This is a genomic window from Micromonospora nigra (assembly GCF_900091585.1).
Taxonomy (GTDB): domain Bacteria; phylum Actinomycetota; class Actinomycetes; order Mycobacteriales; family Micromonosporaceae; genus Micromonospora; species Micromonospora nigra.
In genome coordinates this window covers 5,963,067-5,987,295 of sequence record NZ_FMHT01000003.1, presented here as the reverse complement: position 1 = coordinate 5,987,295, position 24,229 = coordinate 5,963,067, and the positions used below count along the sequence as shown (strand labels likewise).

Genomic DNA, 24,229 nt, shown 5'->3' with positions numbered 1-24,229 from the left:
GCGCTACCGCTGCGGCTGCGGCTGCGACTGCGACTGCGACTGCGACTGCGACTGCGACTGCGACTGGGCGAGGCTAGAGCCGGATGCCGAGCAGGGCGTCGAGCGTGGTGCCGAACAGGGCCGGGGCATGCGGATCGTCACCCACGCCGGCCAGGGCCCCGTCGGCCCAGTCGTCGGCCAGGGCCAGGGCACCCGCGGTGTCCAGATCGTCGGTGAGCCGCGCGCGTACCCCCGCCAGGAAGCCCTCCCCCGACGGCCCGGCGGTGACCGCGGCGGCCCGCCGCCACCGCTCCAGACGACGCTGCGCGGCGCTGAGCAGGTCGTCGGTCCAGGCTCGGTCGGCGCGGTAGTGGCCGGCCATCAGGCCGAGCCGCACGGCCATCGGGTCGACCCGGTCGGCCCGCAGCCGGGACACGAACACCAGGTTGCCCTTGGACTTCGACATCTTCTCGCCGTTCAGGCCGATCATGCCGGCGTGCACGTAGTGACCGGCGAACGGCGCGACGCCGGTGAGCCGCTCGGCGTGCGCGGCGGAACACTCGTGGTGCGGGAAGAGCAGGTCGTTGCCGCCACCCTGCACGTCGATCCGGTCGCCGAGCAGGTTCAACGCGATCACCGCGCACTCGATGTGCCAACCGGGACGCCCCGGACCCAGGTCACCGCCCGGCCAGGACGGCTCGTCGGGCCGAGCACCGCGCCACAGCAGCGGATCGAGCGGGTCACGCTTGCCGGCCCGGTCGGGATCGCCACCACGCTCGGGGAAGATCTCCCGCATCTGCGCCCGGTCGAGGTTGGACTCGTAGCCGAAGGCCGGGGCGGCGGAGACGTCGAAGTAGACGTCGCCGGTGCCGTCGTCGAGCCGGTACGCCGCACCGTCCTTGAGCAGCACGAGGACCTTGTCGGCGATGTCCGGGATCGACTCCACGGCGCCGACGTAGTGGGCCGGTGGGATGATCCGCAGGGCCTCCATGTCCTCCCGGAACAGGGCGGTCTCCCGCATCGCCAGGACCTTCCAGTCCTCGCCGTCGCGGGCCGCCCGTTCCAGCAGCGGGTCGTCGATGTCGGTGACGTTCTGCACGTAGCGCACCTCGTGCCCGGCGTCGCGCCACATCCGCTGCACCAGATCGAAGGTGATCATGGTGGCGGCGTGACCGAGGTGGGTGGCGTCGTAGGGGGTGATGCCGCAGACGTACATTCCCGCCGGGCCGGCCGGGACGCTGGGATGCACGCCCTGCCGCGCCGAGTCGTACAACCGCACCGGACCGCCGCGACCCGGCAGCCGTGGCACCTCGTGACCCACCCAAGACTCCATGACCGTCAGCCTAACCAGCCGTACGACGACGGCGGACCACCCCACGGGTGATCAACGTGACAGCCGCTCACATGGGTGGCCAGGGCACCGCCGGCCAGTCCCTCGGCGGCTGCGGGAACCGCCCCGCGTCGCGCAACCGCGCCACCCGCCCCGACAGCTCCGCCACCTCGCCCGCCGTCAGGTGCTCGGAGAGCTCGTCACCGAGATCCGCGCCGAGCTGCCGGGCGAGGCCGTCGAGCACCTCGATCACGTCGGGCGGCAACTGTCGGCCGGCCCAACCCCACAGCACGGTGCGCAACTTCTCCTCGACGTGGAAGCTGACCCCGTGGTCCACCCCGTACACCCGGTCGTCCGGGCCGAGCAGCACGTGCCCGCCCTTGCGGTCGGCGTTGTTGATCACGGCGTCGAGCACGGCGAGGCGGGCCAGCCGAGGATCGTCGGCGTGCGCGAGGGCGTAGGGGTTGCCGTCGTCGTCGCGGGCCGCCGCGATCGGGAACCAGCGGGGCGGCAACGCGTCCGCGGGAACGAACCCGACCAACGGCTCCACGCCCGCCGGCTCGTCGATCCACAGCTGGCACGAACCGGGACCGAACGGCCCCTCCCGCAACACCGTGGGCGGCACCAGATCCCATCCGGTGGCCCGGGAGACCAGGTACGCGGCGACTTCCCGGCCGGCGAGGGTGCCGTCCGGGAAGTCCCACAGTGGACGCTCCCCGCGCACCGGCTTGTACACGCACCGTGCCGTCGTCGCGCCGTGGGTGAGCACGCCACGCAGCGTCGTGTTCGACGCGTCGACCAGCCGACCCTCGACCTCCAGCTCACCGTCGCGCAGCAACCGGAGCGCGGCGGTGCCGTCCCGCCGGGGTGCCAGGTCGGACGAGGTCACCGGTGGTAGCCGTTGTTCCGGGGGCAGAGATGACCGGCCGGATCCAACGGCTGGCCGCACAGCGGGCAGGGCGGACGGCCGGCGTTGACCACACGACGGGCGCGTTCGATGAACTCACGGGTCGCCTCGGGGGTGAGGCGCACCCGCAGCCGGTCCAGGTCGTCGTCCGGCTCGACGACGACGTCGTCGTCCTCGTCGTCGTCGTCGACGACCGCCTCGCCCAGCTCGACGTCGTCGGCCTCGATCTCCCCGACGGCGATCGCCTCGATCACCACGGTGGCCGTGTCCACGTCGAAGGCCAGGCCGAGAGTGCCGACCCGGAACTCCTCGTCGACCGGTGTGTCCAGCGGCTCGTTGTCGCCGGGGGCGGGGGCGGCGTCGGGCAGCTCCACGCCGAACCGGCGCTGCGCCTCGGACAGCAACTCCTCCAGCTTCTCGGCCAGCAGGGAGACCTGGACCTTCTCCAACGCGACGCTGACCAGCCGGCCGCCACCGCGCGCCTGGAGGAAGAACGTGCGCTCTCCGGGCGCCCCGACCGTCCCGGCGACGAACCGCTCCGGCGGCTCGAAGGCGTGCACCTGGTGGCTCATACCCACGACCCTATCCGGCGGCCCCGGACACCGCGTACCCCACCGACCCGAATCGCCGGACCGGCGCGCCCATGCCCGGGACCACCCACCCCGGGCGCGGCGCCGGACGGACTCACCGCGGCGCCGCACCCGCTCCGCCGCCCACCGCGGCGTCCGACTCGGCGCGGGCGGTCCGACGTCGTTTCCTGCGCGGCGGCGGCACCAGGCCGGACAGATCACCGCCGGTGTCGTTGAGGCGGATCAGGAACGGCCGCAGCGGGGTGTAGCGGATCGCCGTCACCGAGGCCGGATCCGCGACGATGCGCTGGAACAGGTCGAGGTGTACGCCCAGCGCGTCCGCGACGATCGCCTTGATCACGTCACCGTGGCTGCACGCGAGCCACACCGCCTCCGGCCCGTGCTCGGCGGTCAGGCGCGCGTCCCAGGACCGCACCGCCGCCACCGCCCGGGCCGCCATCGCGGCCATCGCCTCCCCGTCCGGGAAGACCGCCGCGCTGGGGTGCTGCTGCACCACCGGCCACAGCGGCTCCTTCGCCAGCTTCCTCAGCGGCTGCCCTTCCCAGGCGCCGTAGCCGCACTCGATCAGGCCGTCCTCGACAATCGGCACGGCCTGCGGCAACGCCAACTCCAGGGTCTGCCGGCAGCGGATCAGCGGGCTGGTCACCACCGCCGCCAGCGGCAGCCCACGCAGCCGCTCACCCACCGCGGCGGCCTGCGCCCGCCCGGTGTCGTCCAGCTCGACCGGCTGTCGGCCGGCAAGCCCGCCGTCGGCGTTGGCAGTGGTGCGGCCGTGCCGCAGAAGCAGAAGCGTCGCCACCCTGCCCACCCTAGAGCCTGTCCGGTACAACCGACGTCGGCCTGCACGGCGCGGGACCGCACGGTCGCCCGACTAAAGTCCGCGCCGGCGATCACCTCCGCGTTCTGCCACGCCGCGAAGGGCGCGAGGTCTGGGGCCTGATGTCCGGTTTCGGGGTGTGGTCGGGGTCGCCCGCTGGTGGGAATGGCGGGTGGGTGGGGGTGGTTGTGGGGGGTGGCTGATCGAGCAGGGCACGTGCCACCTCGGGTGCGGCGACCTCCCGGTGGGTTCCGGGGAATGGGTCGGGCCGGTCGGTGGTTACACATGGTCCCGGCGCCGTGAGGGGCATCCCCCGCCCCCGGCCCGGACGGATCCTCCCCCTCTTGTTCTTCCCCCCTTGGTTCTTTGAGCGCCTGTCGGTGCTTGCACCCACCGTGTCCCCCCTTGTGGTGGGTGTCGACCCCCGAACGGAGCTGTTGTCATGACCTCGAAGCTGCTGCGTAAGAGTGTGTTGGGTGTTGCTGGTCTGGCGTTCGCCGGTGGCATGGTTGCTGGTCCGGTTTCGGGTGCGGTCGCCGCGCCGGCCGAGGCTGCCCCGGTGACGGCGGTCGTGCAGGCCGAGAAGGCGGGTAAGCCGGACATGGGCAAGCTGGTGCCGCATGGTGTGCAGGGCGCCCAGTCGCGTATCGACCTGTCCGACGAGCAGGTCGCCAACGCCAAGGCGATCATCGCGGCGACGAAGAAGGCCGGGATGGACGAGCGTGCCGCCGTGGTCGCGATCGGTACCGCGTTCCAGGAGTCGAAGCTGGAGAACCTGGGCCACCTGGGCGACCGTAACGACCACGACTCGCAGGGCCTGTTCCAGCAGCGCCCGTCCAGCGGCTGGGGCACGGTCGAGCAGATCACCGACCCCGAGTACTCGACCCTGGCGTTCCTGAAGGGCCTCAAGCAGGTCGACGGCTGGCAGGACATGCCGCTGACCGTGGCCGCGCAGACCGTCCAGGTCTCGGCGTACCCCGACCACTACGCCCAGTGGGAACAGCAGGCCGCCGACCTCGTCGCCGAACACTGGAACAACTGACCCCCGGACCGACCCACACAGACCTTCCACACAGGGGGAACGAAACCGCTGGCCGGCACCCGACACCGGGTGCCGGCCAGCGGCGTCACCAACCGTCGATCAGGTGGCGCTGATCGTGCCCGTCATCAACAGGGCGAGCACCAGGGTGCCCAGCGCGACGCGGTACAGCACGAAGACGTACAGGGTGTGGTGGGCGACGTAGCGCAGCAGCCAGGCGATGGCCGCGTACCCGACGCCGAAGGCGATGATCGTGGCGACGATCATCTGCGCCACGCTCGGCACCGCGGTGCCCGCGGCGGCCGGCTCGAAGACGTCCCCGATGCTGAAGATCCCGGACATCACCACCGCCGGAATAGCCAGCAGGAACGAGTACCGGGCCGCCGTCTCCCGGGTCAGGTTGAGCAGCAGACCGGCCGTGAGCGTGCCGCCCGACCGGGACACGCCGGGGATCAGCGCCATCGCCTGGGCCAGGCCCATCACCACGCCGTCCTTCATGCGGAAGTTCTCCAGGGTCCGGGTCTGCCGGCCCCAGTACTCGGCGAACGCCAGCACGAAGGCGAACACGATGAGGGTGGTGGCGACCAGCCACAGGTTGCGGGCGGTCTCCCGGATCTGGTCCTTGAACAGGAAGCCGAGCAACCCGATCGGAATCGAGCCGACGATGACGTACCAGCCCATCCGGTAGTCGAGGCTGGTCCGCACCGAACGGTCCCACAGACCCACGATCCAGGTACGGCTGATCCGCCAGATGTCCTTGGCGAAGTAGAGCAGCACGGCGGCCTCGGTGCCCAGCTGGGTGACCGCGGTGAACGACGCACCGGCGTCCTGGTCGAAGAAGATCGCCGAGGTGATCCGCAGGTGCCCCGACGAGCTGATCGGGAGGAACTCCGTCAGGCCCTGGACGATGCCCAGGACGATGGCCTCGACCCAGGTCACTCCCCGACTCCCGAGAGATCCAGCGCCTCGGCGACGGTCCGCAGGGTCTGCACGCCGCTGTCCCGGTCGGCGACGAACAGGGTCACCGACAGGGTGGTGACGCCCGCGGCGGCGTACTCCCGCAGGCGGTCGGCGATGCGTTCCTTCGGCCCCAGCAGGGAGGTGCGGTCGATGAACTCCAGCGGCACGGCCGCGGCGGCGTCACGCTGGCGCTTGGCCAGGTACAGGTCCTGGACCTCGCGGGCCGCGTCGCCGTAGCCCATCCGGGTGGCCAGCTGGTTGTAGAAGTTCTGCTGCCGGCTGCCCATGCCGCCGACGTACAGGGCCGCATACCAGCGGACCAGTTCGGCGCACGAGGCGACGTCGTCGCCCAGCACCACGGGCACCGACGGCACCACGTCGAAGCCGGCCAGCTCCTTGCCGGCCTTCGCCCGGCCCGCACGCACCGCCGCCAGCTGCTCCTCGGCGAACTCCGGGGCGTAGAACACGGCAAGCCAGCCGTCGGCGATCTCGCCCGCCAGTTCCAGGTTCTTCGGGCCGACCGCGGCCAGGTAGATCGGGATGTGCTCGCGGGGCGGGTGGAAACCGAGGCGCAGGGCCTTGCCGGGGCCGTCGGGCAGCGGCAGCGTGTAGAACTCGCCGTCGTAGGCGACGTCCTTGCGGGCCACCGCCATCTTGACGATGTCGACGTACTCTCGGGTCCGGGCCAGGGGCTTGCCGAACCGGACCCCGTGCCACCCCTCCGAGACCTGCGGCCCGGACACGCCGAGGCCCAGGCGGAACCGGCCGCCGGAGAGGGTGTCGATGGTGGCGGCGGTCATCGCGGTCATCGCCGGGGTCCGCGCCGGGATCTGCATGACGGCGCTACCGACGTCGATCCGTTCGGTCTGGCCGGCCATCCAGGCGAGCATGGTCGGCGAGTCGGAGCCGTAGGCCTCCGCCGCCCACACCACCGAGTAGCCGAGCCGGTCCGCCTCCTGGGCCAGAGCCAGGTGGTCGGCGGGTGTGCTCCACGCCGTCTGATATCCGAGGCTGAGCCCGAGTCGCACTGGTCCTCCCCCATCCGCAGGTCGCATCAGGTTACGCAATGCCGATGTCGGAGACGATCACCGGCTCGCCCCCTGCGAGCGGAGATGGCCCTGACGGCCGGACGACGGTGGCCGGGACCGGGGTCCGAGCAGCCGACGGCGGTGGCCGTGACCGGCCCCGGCGGCCGAACCGGGGGTGGCCGTGACACGGAGTCCGGGCAGGCGGCGTGGCCCGGGACGGACGGACGGCGCCACGCCGGGCAGACTCGGCGGAAGCGAGGATATCGGTCCCGGCCCGGTTCGAAATAAGGTTCACGCATGCAACAGCGACCGCTCGGCCGAAGCGGGCTGGCGGTTTCGCGGCTCGCTCTCGGCACCATGACGTGGGGCCGGGACACCGACGCCGACGACGCTGCCGCGCAACTGAAGAGCTACCTCGACGCCGGCGGCAACCTGGTCGACACCGCCGACGTCTACGGCGACGGCGACGCCGAATCGGTGATCGGTTCGCTGCTGGGCACCCTGGTCCCCCGCGAGGAACTGCTCATCGCCACCAAGGCCGGGCTGCGACCGGGCAGCGGACGACGGCGCGACGGCTCGCGCGGCCACCTGTTGCGGACCCTCGACGCCTCACTGCGCCGGCTCGGCACCGACCACGTGGACCTGTTCCAGGTGCACGGCTACGACCCCGACACGCCGCTGGAGGAGACCCTCGCGGCGCTGGACCACGCGGTGGCCAGTGGCCGGGTCCGCTACGTCGGGGTGTCGAACTTCTCCGGCTGGCAGACCGCCCGGGCCGCGTCCTGGCAGGCGGCCTGGCCGGGACGGGCGCCGATCGTCGCCGCCCAGGTGGAGTTCTCGCTGCTGGAGCGGGGCGTGGAGCGCGAGGTCCTGCCCGCCTGCGATGCCCTGGGGCTGGGCGTGCTGCCCTGGTCGCCGCTGGGGCGGGGAGTCCTCACCGGCAAGTACCGGCACGGCCGGCCGGCCGACTCCCGGGCGGTGTCGCCACACTTCGAGCGGTTCGTGGCGACCTACCTGGAACCGCGCTGCTCCAGCATCGTCGAGGCGGTCGCCACGGCCGCCGGCGGGCTCGGCGTGTCGCCCCTGGAGGTGGCGCTGGCCTGGATCCGGGACCGGCCCGGCGTGACCGCGCCGATCCTCGGCGCCCGCACCGCCGGGCAACTGCTCGGCGCGTTGCAGGTGGAACGGATGACCCTGCCCGAGGAGATCACCACCGCGCTGGACGACGTGTCGGCCGTGGAGGTCGGCTACCCCGAACGCGACGGCTGACGACCCCGGCGCGGCGCGGCTCACCGTCGAAGGGGTGGCGGTGAGCCTACGGGCTGGGCAGCATAGGGCCCATGGACTACGAGTACGCGCCGCTGCGGTTGCCGCCGAACGTCGACCGGTCGACCGCAGCGGCGCAGTTGGCGATCCAGGCGGAGTTCTCCGGTTGGGAACTGGCCCGGGTGCGGCTGTTCCGCGACGGCACGCGGCAGGTGGTGCTGCGACGTCGGCGGGTCACCCAGCCGCAGCCGGGCCTGTCGTACTGAGCGGGGCCTGTCGGTCCTGCGGGCCTGTCATACCGGGGCCACCCGGGGCGCCCGGGGCCCGTCACGAGGACGGCCCCGGGTGCCCGGCCGGCTCAGTGCACGTGGTCGTGCTCGTCGTCGGACTCCAGGAAGGGGTGCTCGTCGAGCCGGCCCACCAGCCGGTCGTCGACGGCCGGCTGGAACGGCCCCACCGGGTCGTCGTCGTCGAAGGACTCCAGGTCGACGGGGGTGCCGACCTCGCTGACCATGACGACCCCGTCGAGGGGTTCCAGCTCCGGCACGTCCAACGCGCCGAGCGAGCCGTCCCCGCTCTGCAGCAGTTCCAGCACCGCCTCGCCGACGCCCTCGACCGGGGCCACGTCCTCGTCGGCCGGGCTGCCCTCCCGGCGGGCCACCTCGGCCACCCGCAGCAGCGCCGAGACACTGGGCACCCGGTAGTCGCGTCGCTGACGTACCGAGATCACCGTCGGGTGCGGGTCGGTGGCCTCCACCCCCTCGGCACCGCCGAGACGCTGGTCGGCCTCGTCCGGGTCGATCGAGTCGACGTCCCACGGGGTGACCTCCCCGAAGGCGTCCAGGAGCTGCTCGTCGTAGGCGTAGGAGGCGTTGTTCAACGCCACGTACGCCTGCCAGACGTCGTCGTCGTCGATCCGGCCCTGCGCGGCGCGGACGGCGGCGAGGTGGTGGCGGGCCGCTTCGATCACGCGCTCGAGGGCGGCGTCCAGCTCACCGTGCTGGTCGGTCATGTGAGGCGTCCCCTTCACGTTCTTCGGGTACCGCGTCGGAGGTGACGCGGGCTAGCAGGTGCGCAGGAACCGGTCGAGAACCCGCACGCCGAACTGTAGTCCGTCCACCGGGACGCGCTCGTCGATGCCGTGGAACAGCGCGGAGAAGTTCAGGTCGGCGGGCAGCCGCAGCGGTGCGAAGCCGAAGCAGCGGATGCCCAACTGGGAGAACGCCTTGGCGTCGGTGCCCCCGGAGAGCATGTACGGCACCGGCCGGGCACCCGGGTCCTCGGCGCGCAGCGCGGCGGACATGGCATCGACCAGGTCGCCGTCGAAGGTGGTCTCCAGGGCCGGCTGGCGCTGGACGTACTCGATGGCGATGTCCGGGCCGACCAGCTCGCGCAGTTGGCGTTCCAGCAGTTCCGACTGGCCCGGCAGGCTGCGGCAGTCGATGGTGGCGGTGGCCCGGCCGGGGATGACGTTGTCCTTGTAGCCGGCGGCCAGCCGGGTGGGGTTGGCGGTGTTGCGGACCGTCGCGCCGATGATGTTGGCGATCGGGCCGAGCTTGGCGATGGCGGCCTCCGGGTCGTCCGGGTCCAGTTCGATGCCGAGCACGTCGGAGACCTGCTCCAGGAACGCCCGTACGGTGTCGGTGAGCACGACCGGGAAGCGGTGCCGGCCGACCCTTGCGACCGCCTCGGCGAGGGCGGTGACGGCGTTGTCGTCGTGCATCATCGAGCCGTGGCCGGGGCGGCCGCGGGCGTGCAGCCGCAGCCAGTCGATGCCCTTCTGGGCGGTCTCGATCAGGTACAGCCGCCGGTCGGCGTCGACCGAGTACGAGAAGCCGCCCACCTCGCCGATGGCCTCGGTGCAGCCGTCGAACAACTCCCGGTGCCGTTCCACCAGGAAGTGCGCGCCGTAGTCGCTGCCCGCCTCCTCGTCGGCGGTGTAGGCGAGCACGATGTCACGGGGCGGACGGACCCCGGTGCGCTGCCAGTGCCGCACGACGGCCAGCACCATCGCGTCGAAGTCCTTCATGTCGATGGCGCCCCGCCCCCACAGGTAGCCGTCGCGCAGCTCACCGGAGAACGGGTGCACCGACCACTCGTCGGCGTCGGCCGGCACCACGTCGAGGTGGCCGTGCACGAGCAGGGCGGGCCGGCTCGGGTCGGCCCCGGGGATGCGGGCGACGACGTTGGCCCGGCCGGGCGCCGACTCGTGCAGTACCGGGGAGACGCCGACCTCGGCGAGCTTCTCCGCCACGTACTCGGCGGCGCGGCGCTCACCCGCGCTGGTGGTGGTGTCCCCCGTGTTGGTGGTGTCGATCCGCAGCAGGTCGCGGCACAGGTCGACGACCTCGACGGTCGGATCGGGCAGGGTGGGGGCGGGGTCGCTCGTCATCGCCCCTTCATACCAGCCGGCGGGCGGCCCGGCCCCGTCCCGGCCGGTCCGGAGTTTCGCGGCGACGGCCGGCGGGTACCAGCGGACCCGCTTCCGTCGTCGCACCGCCCGCCAGCCGAGGAGGGCACCATGACCGTCAACCTGCCACCGCTGCCGCCCGTACCCGGTGAGGAGCACCGGCCCGGCGGGCGCAGCATCGCCGACCTCGTCGACGCCGAGCACCGGCAGCTGCGGGAACTGACCCGCCGGCTGGCCGACCCGGACGCCGACCCGGCGGGTGCCCTCGACGTGCTGGTGGCGGAGCTGTCCCGGCACCTGTCGGCGGAGGAGCAGTACCTGCTGCCGGCCGTCCGGGCCGCGGTCCCCGGCACCGACGACCGGGTGGCCGAGGTGCTCGCCGCGGACGCGGGGCTGCGGTCCGCGCTGCGAGGGCTCGGCCGGGGCAGTATCGACGACGTCACGACGCGGATCGATGCGCACGTGGCGGCGGTCGGGGACCTGGTCGACCGGTTGCGCGCCTCGGCCACCGAGGAGGAGTTGATCCGGCTCGGCAACCGGCTGGAGATCGCCGAGGAGGCCGCGCCGACCCGGCCGCACTCGGGCATTCCGACGACGCCGCCGTGGAACCGGATCGTGGAGCCCGCGGTGGGTGTGGTCGACAAGGTTCGCGACGCGGTGACCGGGCGGTCGACCCACCTGCGGGACCTGACGGAGCCACCCACCGAGTGATCGACAGTGATCAACACCGCACACGTTCACGGTCGTTGATTCGTCCTAGCCCTTCCGCCGGGTGCTGCCTAGTCCTACCGTCACAATATGAACCTGGAGTTGCGTCACCTTAGGGTGATCTGCGCGATCGCGGAGACCGGGAGCGTGACCAAGGCGGCCTCGACGCTGGGCCTGGCCCAGCCGGCGCTGACCGCACAGCTCCAGCGCATCGAACGTACCCTGGGCGGGCCGCTGTTCGAACGCGACCGGCGTGGCGCGCGGCCGACGGCACTGGGCGAACTGGTCCTGGCCCGCGCCCGGGTGCTGCTGCCGGCGATGAAGGGGTTGCAGGACGAGGCCGCCCGACTGGCCAGTGCCGGCGACGCACCCCGCCGCTACCGCATCGGTGGGGTGAACAGCCCCATCCTGGGTCGGCTGGTGCACCGGCTCGCCGCCGAGCAGCCGCAGGCCCAGATCACCACGCACGCGTCCTGGTCGGTCGACGAGCTGGCACAGCTCGTGGCGGGCGGGCGGCTGGACTACGCGCTGACCGGGGTCTGCGGTGACTCGACGCCGTCGGCGGACTTCGGGTTGTGCTGGCGGGAGGTGGCGATCGACCCGGTGCTGGTGCTGTTGCCGGAGGCCCACCCGCTGGCCGGGCAGGACGAGGTCGACCTGGGCGACCTGCGCCACGAGCAGTGGGTGGCCGCACCGGGCGACGGGTGCTTCGGCGACTGCTTCGCCGCCGCGTGCGCCCGCGCCGGCTTCACCCCCCGCAAGGTGTACGAGGTCGACGTGCGCGGCTGCATCGACCTGGTGGACGCGGGCGAGGCGGTGGCCCTGTGCCAGGCCACGTTCCGGCCGGTGGCGGGCCTGGTCACCCGGCGACTGGCGGGCATCCCGCTGCGCTGGCGGCTGATGCTGGGCTGGCATCCGGAATCCCCGGCCGCCCGGATGGCGGACCTGGTGCTGGACACGGCGTTGGCGGCGTACACCGACGCGCTGACACCACACCCGACGTACCTGGCGTGGCTGCTACGCAACCCGGCCTTCGGGGTGCGGCGGTCCACCACGACGGCCGTGCCGACGGCCGGCACCGGCGGGGTGCGAACGGCGTGACGGCGGGTATCCGGCGGCATGACCGAACCGGGTTCCACCGACGACCGTGACCTCCTGCGGCAGGCCGCCGCCGCGCACACCGCCGCCGCCCGCGACGTGGAGGCGTTCCTGCGTCGCCTGCCGCAGGTGCCCGACCCCGCCGACGTGGCCGAGTACGCCACCCTGCTCAGCCGGGAGGAGCGGACCCGGGCCGACCGCGCGGCCGCCGCCGACGCCGCCGGCCTGTCCATCCCCACCCTGGACCCCGACCACCTCTGACGGCCCGGCCCCGGTCGACCGGACCGGCCGCACGTCGCGTCGGCCGGTCAGCGCTCGACGAGCACGTCGTGGCCCAGGTCGAGCAGGGCGTGCCGCCACTCGTCGTCGGCGGAGCCGCGCGGCGGCCGGGCGTCGGTCAGGGACCGGATGCGGTCCACGGCGTCGCGCATCACCTCCACGTCCTGCGGGGTGAGGTCCACCTTGCGCTTGCGCAGCACCGCCAGGATGTGCCGGCCCGGCTCGGGCAGGTCGAGATCCGGGTCGGGGCCGAACGCCTGCTCTCCGGAGCCCCGGGTGAGCAGCCACTGTCGCAGCTGTTCCGACGGCACATTGACCTGGGCGTGGAAGTCCTCCCAGAGTTCCTCCACCTCGGGGTCGAGCCGCTGCTCGCGTACCATCAGCCCTCCTCTGCGGGCGACCCGGACGGCCCCGGGTTCCGCTCGTCGGTCCGCTGCCCCGCGCCCTCCGGCGGCACCTGCACGCGGGTCGGGTTCGCCGTCGGCGGGGCCAGGATCGGTTCGGGGCGCTCGGCCTCGTCCCCGGTCTCCTCGGGTTCGGTCATCGCCACCCTCCGCTCATCGGGGATGTGTGGTCGTCGCCGTGGTGTGCCCCCGGTCTCCGGCGGCCACGTCGAAGGTCAGGGCCCCGTCGTGGGCGTCCACGGTGACCTTCTGGCCGGGCGAGACGGTCGACTCCAGCAACATCCGGGACAACTGGTTGTCGACCTCGCGCTGGATGATCCGGCGCAGCGGACGCGCCCCGAACTCCGGCTGGTAGCCGTGCTCGGCCAGCCAGTCGACGCCGGCGGTGGTGATGTCGACCTGGATGTCCTGGGCGTGCAGCCGGCGGCGGGTCTCCTCCAGCAGCAGTCCGGTGATCTGGCGCAGCTGCTCGACCTCCAGCCGGCGGAAGATGATGACCTCGTCGATGCGGTTGAGGAACTCCGGCCGGAAGTTCTCCTGGAGCCGGCGCATCAGCCGCTCGCGCAGTTCGTCACTCTCCTGCTGGTCACCGGGGGCACCCGCGCCGAAGCCGACCGCGCGCTGGCTGCCGGTGATCAGTTCCGACCCGAGGTTGCTCGTCATGATCAGCACGGTGTTCCGGAAGTTGACCGTGCGGCCCTGGCTGTCGGTGAGCCGCCCGTCGTCGAGCACCTGGAGCAGGATGTTGAACACGTCGGGGTGGGCCTTCTCGATCTCGTCGAGCAGCACGACCGCGTACGGGCGGCGGCGCACCGCCTCGGTGAGCTGGCCGGCCTCCTCGTACCCGACGTACCCGGGCGGCGCGCCGACCAGTCGGCTGACGGTGTGCCGCTCCTGGTACTCGCTCATGTCCACCCGGACCATCCGGTCGGGCTCGCCGAACAGGGCCTCCGCGAGGGAGCGGGCCAGCTCCGTCTTGCCCACGCCGGTGGGGCCGAGGAACAGGAAGCTGCCCATCGGGCGGTCGGGGTCGGCCAGGCCGGTACGCGAGCGGCGCACCGCCTCGGCGACGGCGGTGACCGCGTCGTCCTGCCCGACGACCCGCTCGTGCAGGTGCCCCTCCAGCCGCAGCAGCCGGTCGCGTTCCTCCTCGGTGAGCTGGCTGGCGGGGATGCCGGTGGCCCGGGACACCACCTCGGCGATGTCCTGCGGCCCCACCGACGGCACGTGGCTGCCGCCCTCGTCGCCCCGGGCCCGGCGGATCTGCTCCTCCAGCTCGCTCAGCCGGTCCCGCAGGGCGGACGCCCGCTCGTACTGTTCGTCGGCGACGGCCTGCTCCTTGTCCCGGCGCACCTCGTCGAGCTGCTGTTCCAGCTCGCGCACGTCCGAGTCCGGGGTGCGGGTCCGCAGCCGGATCCGGGCACCGGCCTGGTCGATGAGGTCGATGGCCTTGTCCGGCAGGAACCGGTCGGTGACGTACCGGTCGGACAGCTCGGCGGCGGCGATCAGCGCCTCGTCGGCGAACCGGACCTGGTGGTGGGCCTCGTAGCGGTCACGTAGACCGCGCAGGATGGCGACGGTGTCCTCGACGGTGGGCTCGGGCACGAACACCGGCTGGAAGCGGCGGGCCAGCGCCGCGTCCTTCTCGATGCTGCGCCGGTACTCGTCGAGGGTGGTCGCGCCGATGACCCGCAGCTCACCCCGGGCGAGGGCGGGCTTGAGCATGTTGGACGCGTCCATCCCGCCCTCGCTGCCGGCACCACCGGCCCCCACCAGGGTGTGGATCTCGTCCAGGAAGATGATCAGTTCCTCGCGGTGGGTGCGGATCTCCTCGATCACCTTCTTCAGTCGTTCCTCGAAGTCGCCCCGGTAGCGGGTGCCGGCGACCAGCCCGGCCAGGTCGAGCTGGATGACCCGCTTGCCGAGCAGGGTCTGCGGCACGTCGCCGTCGCAGATCCGCTCCGCCAGGCCCTCGACGATGGCGGTCTTGCCGACGCCGGCCTCACCGATCAGCACCGGGTTGTTCTTGGTCCGGCGGGACAGGATCTCCACGGCCTGTTCGATCTCGTCGGCGCGCCCGATCACCGGGTCTATCTGGTCGTTGCGGGCCAGGTCGGTGAGGTCCTGGCCGTACTGGTCGAGGGTGGGGGTGCCCCGGTCGGGCTTCGGGCCGGTCATCGGCCCGCGCTCGGCGTTGGCGGCCTGCAACGACTCGGGCTGGATGCGACCGGCGGCCAGCATCCGTCCCGCCGGGGACTCGGGGTTCAGCGGCAGCGCCATGAGGATGTGCTCGGGGCCGATGTAGTTGGCCCCCATGGCACGGGACAACTGGTGGGCGTCGAGCAGCGCCCGCTTCGCCGCGGGCGTCAGGGACAGGTGGGGCGGCACCTCACCCTGCGGAGCGCCCTGTCCCTTGCCGCCGAGAGCGTTGAGCAGGGTGTCGGGATCGGCACCGGCCCGTCGAACCAGGTCGCGCAGCTGCTCCCGCTGCAACGCGGCCCACAGCAGGTGGTCGGTGTCCAGGTCGTTGCTGTGCTTCTCGGCGGCCCGGCGGGCCGCGTCGGCCAGCATCTCCCGGGCGTCGGCGGTCATCAGGCGGGTGATGTCGACCCGGTGCGCGGGCCGCCGCCCACCCTCGCCCCGGCCGAAGTACCGGGCGAGGAACTCGTCCCAGGGGTCGGAGCCGAAGTCACCGGGTCCCATCATCTCTGTCCTCCGCTGTTCCGCCGCGCCACGGTCGCCTGGGGCTACCCGGCGGTCGGCCCGACAAACGCCACGCCGGGCGGGGCCGGGTGGGCCGGGGCCGGGGGCCGGGGGTGACAGGCTGGGGGAATGGACTCGACACCGCTGCTGATCGTGGACGCCGCCAACGTGGTCGGGTCCCGCCCGGACGGCTGGTGGCGCGACCGCGCGGGGGCCACCGCCCGGCTGCGCGACACCCTCGTCCCGCTGGCCGCCGGCGGGGTGCCGGCACGGCTGCCGCCGCCGGTGGAGGTGGTGCTGGTGGTGGAGGGTGCCGCGCGGGACGTGACCGGGGTCGACGGGGTGCGGGTGGTCGCCGCGAGCGGTTCCGGCGACGACGCGGTGGTCGACCTGGTGGCCGCCGCGCCGGAGCGCCGGCGGCTGGTGGTCACCGCCGACCGGCGGTTGCGGGAACGGGTCACGACGCTCGGCGCCGAGGTGTACGGCCCCCGCTGGCTGCGCGACTGACGGGTCGTGGAAGTCCCATCTCACGGACTCCCGGCGCACTCGGGTGACAACCGGTCAGTAGGGCAGGAACACTCACAGGGCGGATGTTCTCTCGTCCGCCGCAGTGCGCTCTAATGGAGACCTCCCCGCCCCCAGGAGGTTCCGCCGTGGCGAGCGTCGCCGAGCTCAAGGCAGCCATCGATGTCGCGCTGCAACAGATCGGCGACGGCCAGAGTGCGGTGCAGGCTGCCGGCGAGAAGTTGTCCGAGGCACAGCAGACCCTGGCCGGGGCGTTGGAGGGCAGCGGTCACGAGACGGTCGAGGCCGCGCAGGCCTCCCTGACACAGGCCAGCCAGGAACTCGAGGATTGCCTCGCCGCCACACTCGTCGCGGTCGAGCAGGCGCAGCTCTACGTCGCGACCCTCTAGGCGGCGGAGTGTCCATCGTCGAGGATGTCGGGGCGCAGGTCCGCGCCGCCGCCGAGGAGCTGCCGACGGGCCTGCTGGCCCAGGCGCTGGAGAAGTTCGGGCTCGCCGCCGAGCGGTTGCGCTGGGTCCGGCAGGAGTCGGCCAATCCGATGGGCGTGCCGGAGTTGTCCGCCGCCACGGAACACGCCGAGACCGCCGGATACGCGCTGCGTGTCGCGCAGGAGCATCTGGCCGCCTACCTGGCCGCGATCGGGCTCGCCCCCGACGGCGCGCCCCCGCCCCGCGCCGAGCAGCAGCGCCAGCCCGTCCACGACGCGCCCCGCGAGGCGGCCCCGCCCGGGGACGCGCCGGAGCCTGCTGGTGAGGTGCGGTTGCGCCGCTGGTGGGCGGTGCGGGTGGCGGAGCTGACCGGCGGGCGGGAGGGACCACCCGACGAGGCCGACGAGCGGGTCGAGGACTCCGACGAGCTGCTGCGCCGGGTGGTGCGCGGCGTACGCGCCGGGGACCGGGACCGGCTGCACGCCGAGCTGCGCCGCGCCCACGCCGACGTAGGGTTGGGCCTGGCGGCGGTCGCGCCGCCGCTGCTGCGGAACCTGGCCGGGGAACTGCTGGGGCATCCGCCCCGCGCCGACGACCTGCCCCGGCTGCACCGGGAGCTGGACGGCCGGGTGCGTGACCTGCTGCCCGGCCTGCCCGCGCCGGTGCTCGACACGCTGCTCACCCGGGTCTGCCGGATGCCCCCGCCCCGGCGGGGCGAGGCGGAACAGCCACACGCCGCCGATCCGGCCGTCACGGCCGGGGTGCTCACCGGCGTGCTGCTCGACCGGCTGGGCCGGGACCTGCCCGCCCGGGCAGCGCCCACCGCCGCGCAGCCGGCGGACCCACCGCGGCGGGCCGAGGATCGCACGCGGCCCCGGGCCACCGGCCAGGCACCGCCGCGCCAGGCCACCGGTGGGGTGTCGCCGCCCCGGCCCGGCGGTGAGGCCGCGTCCCGGCGGGACGGTGCGGCGACCCGGCGGGACGCGCCGTGGTCGCGCCCGCCGTCGCGACCCGGACCGCCGCCCGGCACCGACCCGACGGGACGTCGGGGCGTCGATGGCTGACCGGCGTGCCCAACTGGTCGACCGGGTCCGGGGCATGCTCGCCGAGGCGCTCGGCGCGTCCCGCACCCGCCTCGCCACCGCGTCGGCCGACCTGGCGGCGGCCCGGGAACGGGCGGCACGGGTGCGGCGCGCGGCAGGGGTGGTGCCCGAGCGGGTCGGTGCCGAGCGGGACCGCCGGCTGGCCGAGATCGAGGCCCGGCACGCCACCCGGATCGCCGAGCTGGCCCGTCGGGCCGCCGCCGCGGCCGAGCGGGCGGCGCCCGGGGCCGGTTCCGCCGAGTGGGCGGGTTGGCGTCCCACTCCGGTGTCGCGGGCCGAACCGCCGGGCGCCGCGCGGATCGGCACGGTACGGGTGCCCGGGGCCGAACCGGTGCCCGCGCTGCTGCCGCTGCTCGACGGCGGGCACGTCGCGCTCACCGGCGACGAACGGGGCTGCGAGACGGTCGTCGCGGCGCTGCTGCTGCGGGCGGTGGGCCGGGGCGCGCCGGGCACCGTGCGGCTCGTCGGGTACGACCCCGACCAGCTCGGCGGGGGCCTGGCCGGCTTCGCCCCACTGGGCACGGCCGGGCTGCTCACCTTCGTCGGACCGGGCGGGCTGGGCGGGCTCCTCGACGACCTGGTGGAGCAGATCCGCCGGATCAACGAGACCGTGCTGGCCGGCGAGCACGCCTCGCTGCGGGAGCTGGCCGAGGCGACGGGCCGCCGACCGGAACCGTGGCGGGTGGCCGTGCTGCTCGGCGGCGACGAACTGTCCCGACACGAACGCGGCCAGCTCGACCGGATCGTCCGGGCCGGCGCGGCGTGCGGGGTGCATCTGGTGGTGTGGGGGGTGGCGCTGCCGGACGCGCCGTCGGTGACGCGGGTACGGGTGGAGCCCGACGGCGCGTGGATCGGCCCGTTGCCGGTGCGCCTCGACCCGCCGCCCCCGGCGACCCTGCTCACGCTGACCTGCCGGGAGGTGGCTCGGGTGGTCAGTGCCGGGCCGGCACCCACCCCGTTCACCGATCTGCTGCCGCCGCCGGAGTCGATGTGGCGGGAGGATTCGGCCGTCGCGCTGACCGCGCCGATCGGGGAGGGCCCGGACGGGCGGCCGGTGCTGCTCACCCTCGGCGACTACCCACCGCACGCCCTGATCGGCGGCCCGTCCGGCACCGGGAAGACAAATCTGATCTTCGCCTGGATCGGCGCGCTCGCGTCCCGCTACTCCCCCGCCGAGCTGGAGTTCTACCTGCTCGACTTCAAGGAGGGGGTGTCCTTCGCCCGGTTCGCGCAGGGGCGGCGGGACCCGAGCTGGCTGCCGCACATGCGGCTGGTCGGCATCAACGTCAACACCGACCGGGAGTTCGGCCTGGCGCTGCTGCGATTCCTCGCCGAGGAGCTGCGTCGGCGCGCTGACGCGGCGAAGAAGCACGAGGTCACCAAGCTGGCCGAGCTGCGGGCGGTGGACCCGGCGGGGCACTGGCCGCGGATCGTGGCGGTCGTCGACGAGTTCCAGATGCTGCTCGCCGGCCGCGACGCGGTGGCCCGGGAGGCGGCCGACCTGCTGGAGGACCTGGCCCGGCGGGGCCGGTCGCAGGGCATCCACCTGGTGCTGGCCTCACAGGACGTGCGGGGCATCGAGGCGTTGTGGGGGCGACCGGCGCTGGTCGCCCAGTTCACCCTGCGCATCGCGCTGCCCAAGGCGCTGCGGATCCTGGCCGAGCGGAACGACGCCGCGCAGTCGCTGCCCAAGTACCACGCGGTCGTCAACGCCGAGTCCGGGCTGGCCGAGGGTAACCAGGTGGCGCGGATCCCCTCGGCGGGTGACTGGGAGACCTGGAGCGGGTTGCAGCACCGGCTGTGGCGGATGCGCCCCGCCGAGGCCGCCCCGGCCCGACTCTTCGACGGCGACGCCGTCCCCCGGTTGGTCGACGCGCCGGACTTCCGGGCACTGGCCGCGCCGCAGGTCGGTACGCCGCGCGGGCCGGTGGCCCTGCTCGGCGAGATCATCGACGTGCAGGCCCGCTCCGCCGCCATGCGGCTGCCGCGCGCGCCGGGGCGCAACCTCGCCGTGCTGGGCACCCGGATCGACGAGGCGTGCGCGGTGCTCGACGCCGCCGCCCGTTCCCTGGCCCGGCAGCACCGGCCGGGCAGCGCCCGGTTCTCCATCGCCTGCCTGGATCCGGACGCCGACCCGGCGGCCCGCGCGTTGTACGAGGATCTGGCCGACGACGCCGCCTGGTACGACGAGGAGACCGTCGCGGAGCTGATGGCCGAGACGGCGCAGGGGTTGGGTGGCTCGGGCGGCGGCGCACCGCACTACCTGCTGCTGTTCGCGGTCGACGCGGCGGCCGGCTCGCTCGCCGGGCGCGTCGGCGGTCGTTCCGGTCTGGAGCACCTGCGGCGGATCCTGCACGACGGGCCGGAGCGGCGCACCCACGTGCTGGCCTGGTGGCGGGGCGTGGCCCGGATGCGCGCCGACCTGGGCGGCCCGGCGGCGCGCACCGACCAGATCGGCGCCTGGGTGGCGCTGGACACCCACGGCGGAGAGCTGGGCTCGTCGCTGTACCCGGGCACGGGAGGGCCGGACTGGTATCCCCGGCCGTGGCGGGGCCTGTTCTTCGACCGGGCGGTGCACCGCACCGGGCAGACGATCATCCCGTACGGTCCGTCCCGATGAACGAACCGGTGACCAGTGAGTCGTACGCGGCTCAGCTACGACGGCTGGCCGAGCTGACCACCAGGGTGCGCCAGCAGCGGGACGAGGCGCAGGAGTGGTACGCACAGCAGTGCGCGGCGGCGGACCGCGCCGTGGCGGACGCCGACGACGAGTTGCACCGCGCCGAGCAGGAGCTGGTGGCGGCACGGGAGGAACAGGAGCGGGTCGAGACGGAGGCGGCCGTGCTGTGGCAGGAACTCAACGCCCGGCTGGGCGGCGGTGGGCGGCGGGCGGGCACGCCTCCGGGCCCGGCCGACGGGGCCACCGGCGACCCGACGCCGCTGCTGGAGGGGGTACGCGACCTGCTGCGCCGCACCCGCCAGCCGGGCGAGCTGCCGTCCGCGGTGAATCCGCTGCTGGCGCTGTACGGAGTGGCGGGCGCGGTGGTGGCGTACGCCCTCGGGGCCGGTGCGCGGGCGCTCGGTGACCGCAACGGCGGTGACCTGGCGGTCGGCCTGCCGGTGCTGGCTCTGGTGGTGACGCTGCTGGGCCCGCTGGCGGGTCTGGTGCCGGCGAAGCTGCTGGCCGACCGCCGGCACGCGGTGCTCACCCCCCGGCCGGTGATCGTCGTGGTGGCCGCCGGCCTGGCCGCCACCCTCCTGCTCCTGGTCGTCGCCCCGCGCTGAGCACGCAGTGGACCCTGGTGCCGGTCAGGCCGGCACCAGGACGGCCTCGCGCAGCAGGCGACGGGCGAGGGTGACGCGATCGCCGTCGTCGTCGAGGCCCGGCAGGTCACCGACGCGGGCCACCGGGCCCGTGAGCAGGGCGCGGACGGCCGGCTCGCAGGAGGCGGGCAGGGTGACGGTGCGGTCGAACAGGCGCAGCGCCACCCGGTCGGCCTCCCGGGTCAGCCGCCAGCGCAGACCGGCACGCGGGGCGACCCGGCTGTCGGCGTCGACGGCGGTCAGCGCGGCGGCCTGGGCCAGCGGCCGGATCGGCGCGGGCCGGGCGGCCGGCCAGGCCCGCTGCCGCAGGCGCTCGGCCACGGCGGCCGGGTCGGCGGAGCACAGCCAGTCCCGCAACGCCTCGACCGTCTCGGTCAGCTCCGGCTCGATGGCGTCGGGGTCGGCCAGGTCGGTGCCGAAGGGCAGGGTGGCCCGCAGTCGCCGGTCCTCGGCGGCGAGCGCGAGCAGCTCCTCGACCATGGCGTACCGGGTCAGGGCGCGCACTCCGACGGTGAGGTGCAGCGAGCTGGTCTCCTGCGCCTGGGCGCTGTGCAGCCAACCGCGCGGCAGGTAGAGGGCGTCGCCGGGTTCGAGGGTCACGTCGAGCGCGGCCTCGCCCTCGGCGGTGGCGGACACCTCGTCGGCGCGTCCGCCCCACGGTTGCCGCTCCAGCGGGTCGGGCAGCACCGGCGGGTGGACACGCCAGTGCTTGCGGCCGTCGACCTGGAGCACGAAGACGTCGTGGGTGTCGTAGTGGGTGGCGAAACCCTGACTGCCGGCCGGGGTGAGGTAGGCGTTGACCTGCAACGGCTGGCCCACGGCGGTGCTCAGGTCACGAGTGAACTCGATCAACGCGGGCCAGATGCGGTGCAGGCCCTGCAGCACGAGTGTCGCCCCGCCGGCGTACAGCTCCAGGATGCGCTCGTCGAGAACCTGGTCGCCGATCTCGGCGCCGGCACCGCCGCCGCCGGTGTAGCGCGCCGCCGGCAGCAACTGGCCGTCCTTGGCCACGCGCAGGAACGGGGTGCGCAGCCCGCGCCGGCTGAGCAGTTCGTCGGCGTCGGCGGGGCTGAGCAGGTCGGTGAAGCCGGGGTCTGGCAGCTCGGCGGCCCGGGACAGCAGCGGGGTCCGCCCCCAGTGGGCGGTGGCGAACTTCGCCGGTTCGACGCTGACACACCGGGCCAGGGCCGCTGCGGCGGATGCGGACGGGACCGCCGGGCGGCCGTGGCCGCCCGGCGGGTCGAGATGCGTCATGTCGGACCGGTTACCGTGCGCCGCCGTCGGCGCCGCCGTCCTGGTGACCCGGGGTCGCACCGCCGTCGGCCGGGCCCTCCGCCCCACCGTCCGCGCCACCGTCCTGGTGACCCGGGGTCGCACCGCCGTCGGCCGGGCCCTCCGCCCCACCGTCCGCGCCACCGTCCTGGTGACCCGGGGTCGCACCGCCGTCGGCCGGGCCCTCCGCCCCACCGTCCGCGCCACCGTCCTGGTGACCCGGCGTGGCACCGCCGTCGGCCGGGCCCTCCAGACCGCCGCCGCCGGTGGTCTGCATGTCGTCGTCGTTCAGTGGCATCGGTGCCCCCCTCGGATGTACCACCCCGCCGTGCGTCGGGGTTGCTCGTGCAGCGGGTGGTACCCCGCGCTCGATCTTCTCTAACCCACCGTAGACGCCCGGACCGGGCCGCCGGGGCCGTTCGGCGGGCCGGTCCGCGACAACGGCGCACGGCCGGGGTCGAGCCGGCCGTCGGAGCTGGTGGCCCACGGCTCGTGGCGGCGTCGGGACGTGGTTGCGCACGGCGCAGGGCGGCGGGACGTCACCGGCGGTGGCACGATGGTCGGACGCGAGGCACGGAGGTGCGGATGACCGAGTCACTGGAGCCGGTGACCGAGGACTGGCAGCGTGCGCTGGTTGTCGTGGCCCACCCGGACGACCTGGAGTTCGGCGGCGCGGCGGCCGTGGCCCGCTGGACGCAGCAGGGCAAGCAGTTGGTCTACTGCCTGGTCACCAGCGGCGAGGCGGGCATCGACGGGATGTCACCGCAGCGCGCCCGGGTCGTCCGCGAGGCCGAACAGCGGGAGTCGGCGGCGCTGGTCGGCGTGGACACGGTGGAGTTCCTCGGCCTGCCGGACGGCATCCTGGAGTACGGCGTGCCGCTGCGCCGGGAACTCGCGGCGGCGGTCCGCCGGCACCGGCCGGAGATCGTGCTGACCAACAACTTCCGCGACACCTGGGACGGCGGGGACACGCTCAACCAGGCCGACCACATCGCGGTGGGCCGGGCGACGCTGGACGCGGTGCGCGACGCCGGCAACCGCTGGATCTTTCCCGAGCAGCTCACCGACGGCGTCGAGCCGTGGAACGGGGTGCGCCAGGTGTGGGCGGTGGCCTCGCCCCGCTCGGCCCACGGCGTCGACGTCACCGCCACCTTCGACCGGGGGGTGGCCTCGCTGCGGGCGCACGAGGCGTACCTGAGCGGCCTCGGTGACGGCAGCTTCGACGCCGAGGAGTTCCTGGAGGGGTTGGCCCGGCCGGCGGGCAGTCGGCTCGGCGTCCGCTACGGCGTGACCTTCGAGGTGTTCCACTTCGACCTGTGGTGACGCCCGAGGGCCGCCCACCGGACGGCGGGCGGCCCCGGGCGACTGCCGATCAAGGGATGATCTTCGCCAGGTCGCCGGGCATGGTGGACTTCACGTCCTGCCACTCGCCCTGGGTCACGTGCCGGCGCAACGTGTCCAGGACCACCCGCACCACCTGCTCCGGGCCGCCCTGCACGTCGTACGGGAACCCCTGACGGACCTCGTAGAGGAAGTCGTCGCGGTTCAGCTTGATCGGCACGTTCTCGGGCTGCCAGCCGTCGAAGTAGATGCCCCGCACCAGCACCGGCAGCTGCTGGGCGAACTCGACGCTCTCCGCCACCGGCATCCGGTCCCGCAGCAGGTGCAGCACCGTGCGCAGCGCCGCGTACGACTGGTTGCGTTGCTCCTTCGGCCAGCCGTACGCCTGCTCGATCTCCTTGAGGATGACGTTCGTCTTGTCCATGGAGGACTCGAACGCGGAATGCAACTGCTCAGCCATCTGTCCACCCCCGTAGCTCGGTGTGCCGGCTTCCGTCGCCCCGGCGGCGCGGCGGCCCCACCGGACCGCCGCGTGGCCGCACCGGGCTGCCTCCGCCACCGCGGGGCGCCCGACGACGACCGCCGGTCGACCCGACGACGTGCAGCACGACGCCGCGACGCCGCTCCGATTCCACCCGACGTGTCATCGCCGTCACCTCCGACCGGTCGGCTCGGGCGGTCGCGTTCGACCGCACGCACCTGCCACGCTGCCGCCCGC

At 73.9% G+C, this 24,229-nt stretch carries 26 protein-coding genes; 12 read left to right on the top strand and 14 right to left on the bottom strand.

The genetic code is table 11. The annotated features are described in order from the left end of the window. Positions 1-73: 73 nt before the first annotated feature. The 4 genes from mshC to GA0070616_RS26245 all read right to left on the bottom strand — a co-directional run bounded on the left by mshC (position 74) and on the right by GA0070616_RS26245 (position 3,614). A complete protein-coding gene (gene mshC, locus GA0070616_RS26260) occupies positions 74-1,312 on the bottom strand; it encodes a cysteine--1-D-myo-inosityl 2-amino-2-deoxy-alpha-D-glucopyranoside ligase (RefSeq protein WP_091091716.1) in 1,239 nt (412 codons plus the stop codon). Between the two features lie 67 nt (positions 1,313-1,379). Then, entirely contained in the window at positions 1,380-2,198 is an 819-nt protein-coding gene (locus GA0070616_RS26255) for an SCO1664 family protein (RefSeq protein WP_091088969.1), read from the bottom strand. Further along, positions 2,195-2,788: a DUF3090 domain-containing protein gene (locus tag GA0070616_RS26250; RefSeq protein WP_091088966.1), complete on the bottom strand. Its 594-nt coding sequence runs from the start codon at positions 2,786-2,788 to the stop codon at positions 2,195-2,197. Before GA0070616_RS26250 ends, GA0070616_RS26255 begins: the two co-directional genes overlap by 4 nt. Before the next feature lie 112 nt (positions 2,789-2,900). Further along, complete coding sequence (locus GA0070616_RS26245; RefSeq protein ID WP_091088962.1) at positions 2,901-3,614, bottom strand: MSMEG_4193 family putative phosphomutase; 714 nt, start codon at positions 3,612-3,614, stop codon at positions 2,901-2,903. Positions 3,615-4,065: 451 nt separating this feature from the next. Here GA0070616_RS26245 and GA0070616_RS26240 point away from each other — a divergent pair, with 451 nt between their 5' ends. Then, positions 4,066-4,665, top strand: coding sequence for a hypothetical protein (locus tag GA0070616_RS26240; RefSeq protein WP_091088959.1), 600 nt, complete (start codon positions 4,066-4,068; stop codon positions 4,663-4,665). A gap of 99 nt (positions 4,666-4,764) precedes the next feature. On the opposite strand, the gene GA0070616_RS26235 is transcribed toward GA0070616_RS26240, so the two are convergent. Continuing rightward, positions 4,765-5,601, bottom strand: coding sequence for an undecaprenyl-diphosphate phosphatase (locus GA0070616_RS26235; RefSeq protein WP_091088956.1), 837 nt, complete (start codon positions 5,599-5,601; stop codon positions 4,765-4,767). Beyond that, complete coding sequence (locus GA0070616_RS26230; RefSeq protein ID WP_091088953.1) at positions 5,598-6,650, bottom strand: LLM class F420-dependent oxidoreductase; 1,053 nt, start codon at positions 6,648-6,650, stop codon at positions 5,598-5,600. The genes GA0070616_RS26235 and GA0070616_RS26230 overlap by 4 nt, the downstream gene beginning before the upstream one ends. A 297-nt stretch (positions 6,651-6,947) precedes the next feature. Here GA0070616_RS26230 and GA0070616_RS26225 point away from each other — a divergent pair, with 297 nt between their 5' ends. Next, a complete protein-coding gene (locus GA0070616_RS26225) occupies positions 6,948-7,919 on the top strand; it encodes an aldo/keto reductase (RefSeq protein WP_091088950.1) in 972 nt (323 codons plus the stop codon). Between the two features lie 71 nt (positions 7,920-7,990). Then, the gene (locus tag GA0070616_RS26220) at positions 7,991-8,182 is read left to right on the top strand and encodes a DUF5703 family protein (RefSeq protein ID WP_091088946.1); all 192 of its coding nucleotides are present in this window, start codon (positions 7,991-7,993) and stop codon (positions 8,180-8,182) included. A gap of 92 nt (positions 8,183-8,274) precedes the next feature. On the opposite strand, the gene GA0070616_RS26215 is transcribed toward GA0070616_RS26220, so the two are convergent. Together GA0070616_RS26215 and GA0070616_RS26210 are read right to left on the bottom strand one after the other, a co-directional pair. After that, positions 8,275-8,928: a hypothetical protein gene (locus tag GA0070616_RS26215; RefSeq protein WP_091088941.1), complete on the bottom strand. Its 654-nt coding sequence runs from the start codon at positions 8,926-8,928 to the stop codon at positions 8,275-8,277. Between the two features lie 51 nt (positions 8,929-8,979). Then, the gene (locus GA0070616_RS26210) at positions 8,980-10,308 is read right to left on the bottom strand and encodes a M20/M25/M40 family metallo-hydrolase (protein WP_091091713.1); all 1,329 of its coding nucleotides are present in this window, start codon (positions 10,306-10,308) and stop codon (positions 8,980-8,982) included. Between the two features lie 129 nt (positions 10,309-10,437). Here GA0070616_RS26210 and GA0070616_RS26205 point away from each other — a divergent pair, with 129 nt between their 5' ends. The 3 genes from GA0070616_RS26205 (at position 10,438) to GA0070616_RS26195 (ending at position 12,393) form a co-directional block, all read left to right on the top strand. Beyond that, positions 10,438-11,037: a hemerythrin domain-containing protein gene (locus tag GA0070616_RS26205; RefSeq protein ID WP_091088937.1), complete on the top strand. Its 600-nt coding sequence runs from the start codon at positions 10,438-10,440 to the stop codon at positions 11,035-11,037. Between the two features lie 87 nt (positions 11,038-11,124). After that, a complete protein-coding gene (locus GA0070616_RS26200) occupies positions 11,125-12,135 on the top strand; it encodes a LysR family transcriptional regulator (RefSeq protein ID WP_091088934.1) in 1,011 nt (336 codons plus the stop codon). Between the two features lie 18 nt (positions 12,136-12,153). Continuing rightward, entirely contained in the window at positions 12,154-12,393 is a 240-nt protein-coding gene (locus GA0070616_RS26195; RefSeq protein WP_091088930.1) for a hypothetical protein, read from the top strand. 47 nt (positions 12,394-12,440) lie between these two features. Here the strand turns inward: GA0070616_RS26195 and GA0070616_RS26190 are convergent, their stop codons facing one another. The 3 genes from GA0070616_RS26190 to GA0070616_RS26185 are packed head-to-tail and all read right to left on the bottom strand — an operon-like array spanning position 12,441 to position 15,521. Then, on the bottom strand, positions 12,441-12,791 hold the full coding sequence (locus GA0070616_RS26190; RefSeq protein ID WP_091088926.1) for a DUF3140 domain-containing protein: 351 nt from the start codon (positions 12,789-12,791) through the stop codon (positions 12,441-12,443). After that, positions 12,791-12,955, bottom strand: coding sequence for a hypothetical protein (locus GA0070616_RS28390; RefSeq protein WP_175440213.1), 165 nt, complete (start codon positions 12,953-12,955; stop codon positions 12,791-12,793). Before GA0070616_RS28390 ends, GA0070616_RS26190 begins: the two co-directional genes overlap by 1 nt. A gap of 13 nt (positions 12,956-12,968) precedes the next feature. Next, positions 12,969-15,521 carry an ATP-dependent Clp protease ATP-binding subunit gene (locus GA0070616_RS26185; protein WP_091088923.1) on the bottom strand — a complete coding sequence of 851 codons (2,553 nt, stop codon included), beginning with the start codon at positions 15,519-15,521 and terminating at the stop codon, positions 12,969-12,971. Between the two features lie 126 nt (positions 15,522-15,647). Here GA0070616_RS26185 and GA0070616_RS26180 point away from each other — a divergent pair, with 126 nt between their 5' ends. The 5 genes from GA0070616_RS26180 to GA0070616_RS26160 all read left to right on the top strand — a co-directional run bounded on the left by GA0070616_RS26180 (position 15,648) and on the right by GA0070616_RS26160 (position 20,859). Continuing rightward, a complete protein-coding gene (locus GA0070616_RS26180) occupies positions 15,648-16,025 on the top strand; it encodes a hypothetical protein (protein ID WP_091088920.1) in 378 nt (125 codons plus the stop codon). Between the two features lie 146 nt (positions 16,026-16,171). After that, a complete protein-coding gene (locus GA0070616_RS26175) occupies positions 16,172-16,432 on the top strand; it encodes a hypothetical protein (RefSeq protein ID WP_091088916.1) in 261 nt (86 codons plus the stop codon). A gap of 8 nt (positions 16,433-16,440) precedes the next feature. Then, entirely contained in the window at positions 16,441-17,535 is a 1,095-nt protein-coding gene (locus GA0070616_RS26170) for a hypothetical protein (protein ID WP_091088913.1), read from the top strand. Beyond that, positions 17,528-20,194, top strand: coding sequence for an FtsK/SpoIIIE domain-containing protein (locus GA0070616_RS26165; RefSeq protein WP_091091708.1), 2,667 nt, complete (start codon positions 17,528-17,530; stop codon positions 20,192-20,194). The genes GA0070616_RS26170 and GA0070616_RS26165 overlap by 8 nt, the downstream gene beginning before the upstream one ends. Next, positions 20,191-20,859, top strand: a complete 669-nt coding sequence (locus tag GA0070616_RS26160) for a hypothetical protein (protein ID WP_091088909.1) — start codon at positions 20,191-20,193, stop codon at positions 20,857-20,859. The genes GA0070616_RS26165 and GA0070616_RS26160 overlap by 4 nt, the downstream gene beginning before the upstream one ends. Before the next feature lie 24 nt (positions 20,860-20,883). Here GA0070616_RS26160 and GA0070616_RS26155 read toward each other — a convergent pair whose 3' ends face one another. Together GA0070616_RS26155 and GA0070616_RS26150 are read right to left on the bottom strand one after the other, a co-directional pair. Next, positions 20,884-22,152, bottom strand: a complete 1,269-nt coding sequence (locus GA0070616_RS26155) for a cupin domain-containing protein (RefSeq protein ID WP_091091706.1) — start codon at positions 22,150-22,152, stop codon at positions 20,884-20,886. 10 nt (positions 22,153-22,162) lie between these two features. Further along, positions 22,163-22,468 carry a hypothetical protein gene (locus GA0070616_RS26150; RefSeq protein WP_091088906.1) on the bottom strand — a complete coding sequence of 102 codons (306 nt, stop codon included), beginning with the start codon at positions 22,466-22,468 and terminating at the stop codon, positions 22,163-22,165. Positions 22,469-22,755: 287 nt separating this feature from the next. On the opposite strand from GA0070616_RS26150, the gene GA0070616_RS26145 reads away from it, so the two are divergent. Beyond that, the gene (locus GA0070616_RS26145) at positions 22,756-23,493 is read left to right on the top strand and encodes a PIG-L deacetylase family protein (protein ID WP_091088903.1); all 738 of its coding nucleotides are present in this window, start codon (positions 22,756-22,758) and stop codon (positions 23,491-23,493) included. Between the two features lie 49 nt (positions 23,494-23,542). On the opposite strand, the gene GA0070616_RS26140 is transcribed toward GA0070616_RS26145, so the two are convergent. Further along, positions 23,543-23,971 carry a DUF2267 domain-containing protein gene (locus GA0070616_RS26140; RefSeq protein WP_091088899.1) on the bottom strand — a complete coding sequence of 143 codons (429 nt, stop codon included), beginning with the start codon at positions 23,969-23,971 and terminating at the stop codon, positions 23,543-23,545. Between the last annotated feature and the right edge of the window lie 258 nt (positions 23,972-24,229).

Bases quoted from the DNA above. Each gene is read 5' to 3' on its own strand.
- mshC (WP_091091716.1), bottom strand. From the start codon at position 1,312: ATGGAGTCTTGGGTGGGTCACGAGGTGCCACGGCTGCCGGGTCGCGGC.
- GA0070616_RS26185 (WP_091088923.1), bottom strand. From the start codon at position 15,521: ATGATGGGACCCGGTGACTTCGGCTCCGACCCCTGGGACGAGTTCCTC.
- GA0070616_RS26240 (WP_091088959.1), top strand. From the start codon at position 4,066: ATGACCTCGAAGCTGCTGCGTAAGAGTGTGTTGGGTGTTGCTGGTCTG.
- GA0070616_RS26250 (WP_091088966.1), bottom strand. From the start codon at position 2,788: ATGAGCCACCAGGTGCACGCCTTCGAGCCGCCGGAGCGGTTCGTCGCC.
- GA0070616_RS26205 (WP_091088937.1), top strand. From the start codon at position 10,438: ATGACCGTCAACCTGCCACCGCTGCCGCCCGTACCCGGTGAGGAGCAC.
- GA0070616_RS28390 (WP_175440213.1), bottom strand. From the start codon at position 12,955: ATGACCGAACCCGAGGAGACCGGGGACGAGGCCGAGCGCCCCGAACCG.
- GA0070616_RS26180 (WP_091088920.1), top strand. From the start codon at position 15,648: ATGGACTCGACACCGCTGCTGATCGTGGACGCCGCCAACGTGGTCGGG.
- GA0070616_RS26215 (WP_091088941.1), bottom strand. From the start codon at position 8,928: ATGACCGACCAGCACGGTGAGCTGGACGCCGCCCTCGAGCGCGTGATC.
- GA0070616_RS26210 (WP_091091713.1), bottom strand. From the start codon at position 10,308: ATGACGAGCGACCCCGCCCCCACCCTGCCCGATCCGACCGTCGAGGTC.
- GA0070616_RS26165 (WP_091091708.1), top strand. From the start codon at position 17,528: ATGGCTGACCGGCGTGCCCAACTGGTCGACCGGGTCCGGGGCATGCTC.
- GA0070616_RS26140 (WP_091088899.1), bottom strand. From the start codon at position 23,971: ATGGCTGAGCAGTTGCATTCCGCGTTCGAGTCCTCCATGGACAAGACG.
- GA0070616_RS26150 (WP_091088906.1), bottom strand. From the start codon at position 22,468: ATGCCACTGAACGACGACGACATGCAGACCACCGGCGGCGGCGGTCTG.
- GA0070616_RS26155 (WP_091091706.1), bottom strand. From the start codon at position 22,152: ATGACGCATCTCGACCCGCCGGGCGGCCACGGCCGCCCGGCGGTCCCG.
- GA0070616_RS26220 (WP_091088946.1), top strand. From the start codon at position 7,991: ATGGACTACGAGTACGCGCCGCTGCGGTTGCCGCCGAACGTCGACCGG.
- GA0070616_RS26200 (WP_091088934.1), top strand. From the start codon at position 11,125: ATGAACCTGGAGTTGCGTCACCTTAGGGTGATCTGCGCGATCGCGGAG.
- GA0070616_RS26190 (WP_091088926.1), bottom strand. From the start codon at position 12,791: ATGGTACGCGAGCAGCGGCTCGACCCCGAGGTGGAGGAACTCTGGGAG.
- GA0070616_RS26145 (WP_091088903.1), top strand. From the start codon at position 22,756: ATGACCGAGTCACTGGAGCCGGTGACCGAGGACTGGCAGCGTGCGCTG.
- GA0070616_RS26225 (WP_091088950.1), top strand. From the start codon at position 6,948: ATGCAACAGCGACCGCTCGGCCGAAGCGGGCTGGCGGTTTCGCGGCTC.
- GA0070616_RS26160 (WP_091088909.1), top strand. From the start codon at position 20,191: ATGAACGAACCGGTGACCAGTGAGTCGTACGCGGCTCAGCTACGACGG.
- GA0070616_RS26195 (WP_091088930.1), top strand. From the start codon at position 12,154: ATGACCGAACCGGGTTCCACCGACGACCGTGACCTCCTGCGGCAGGCC.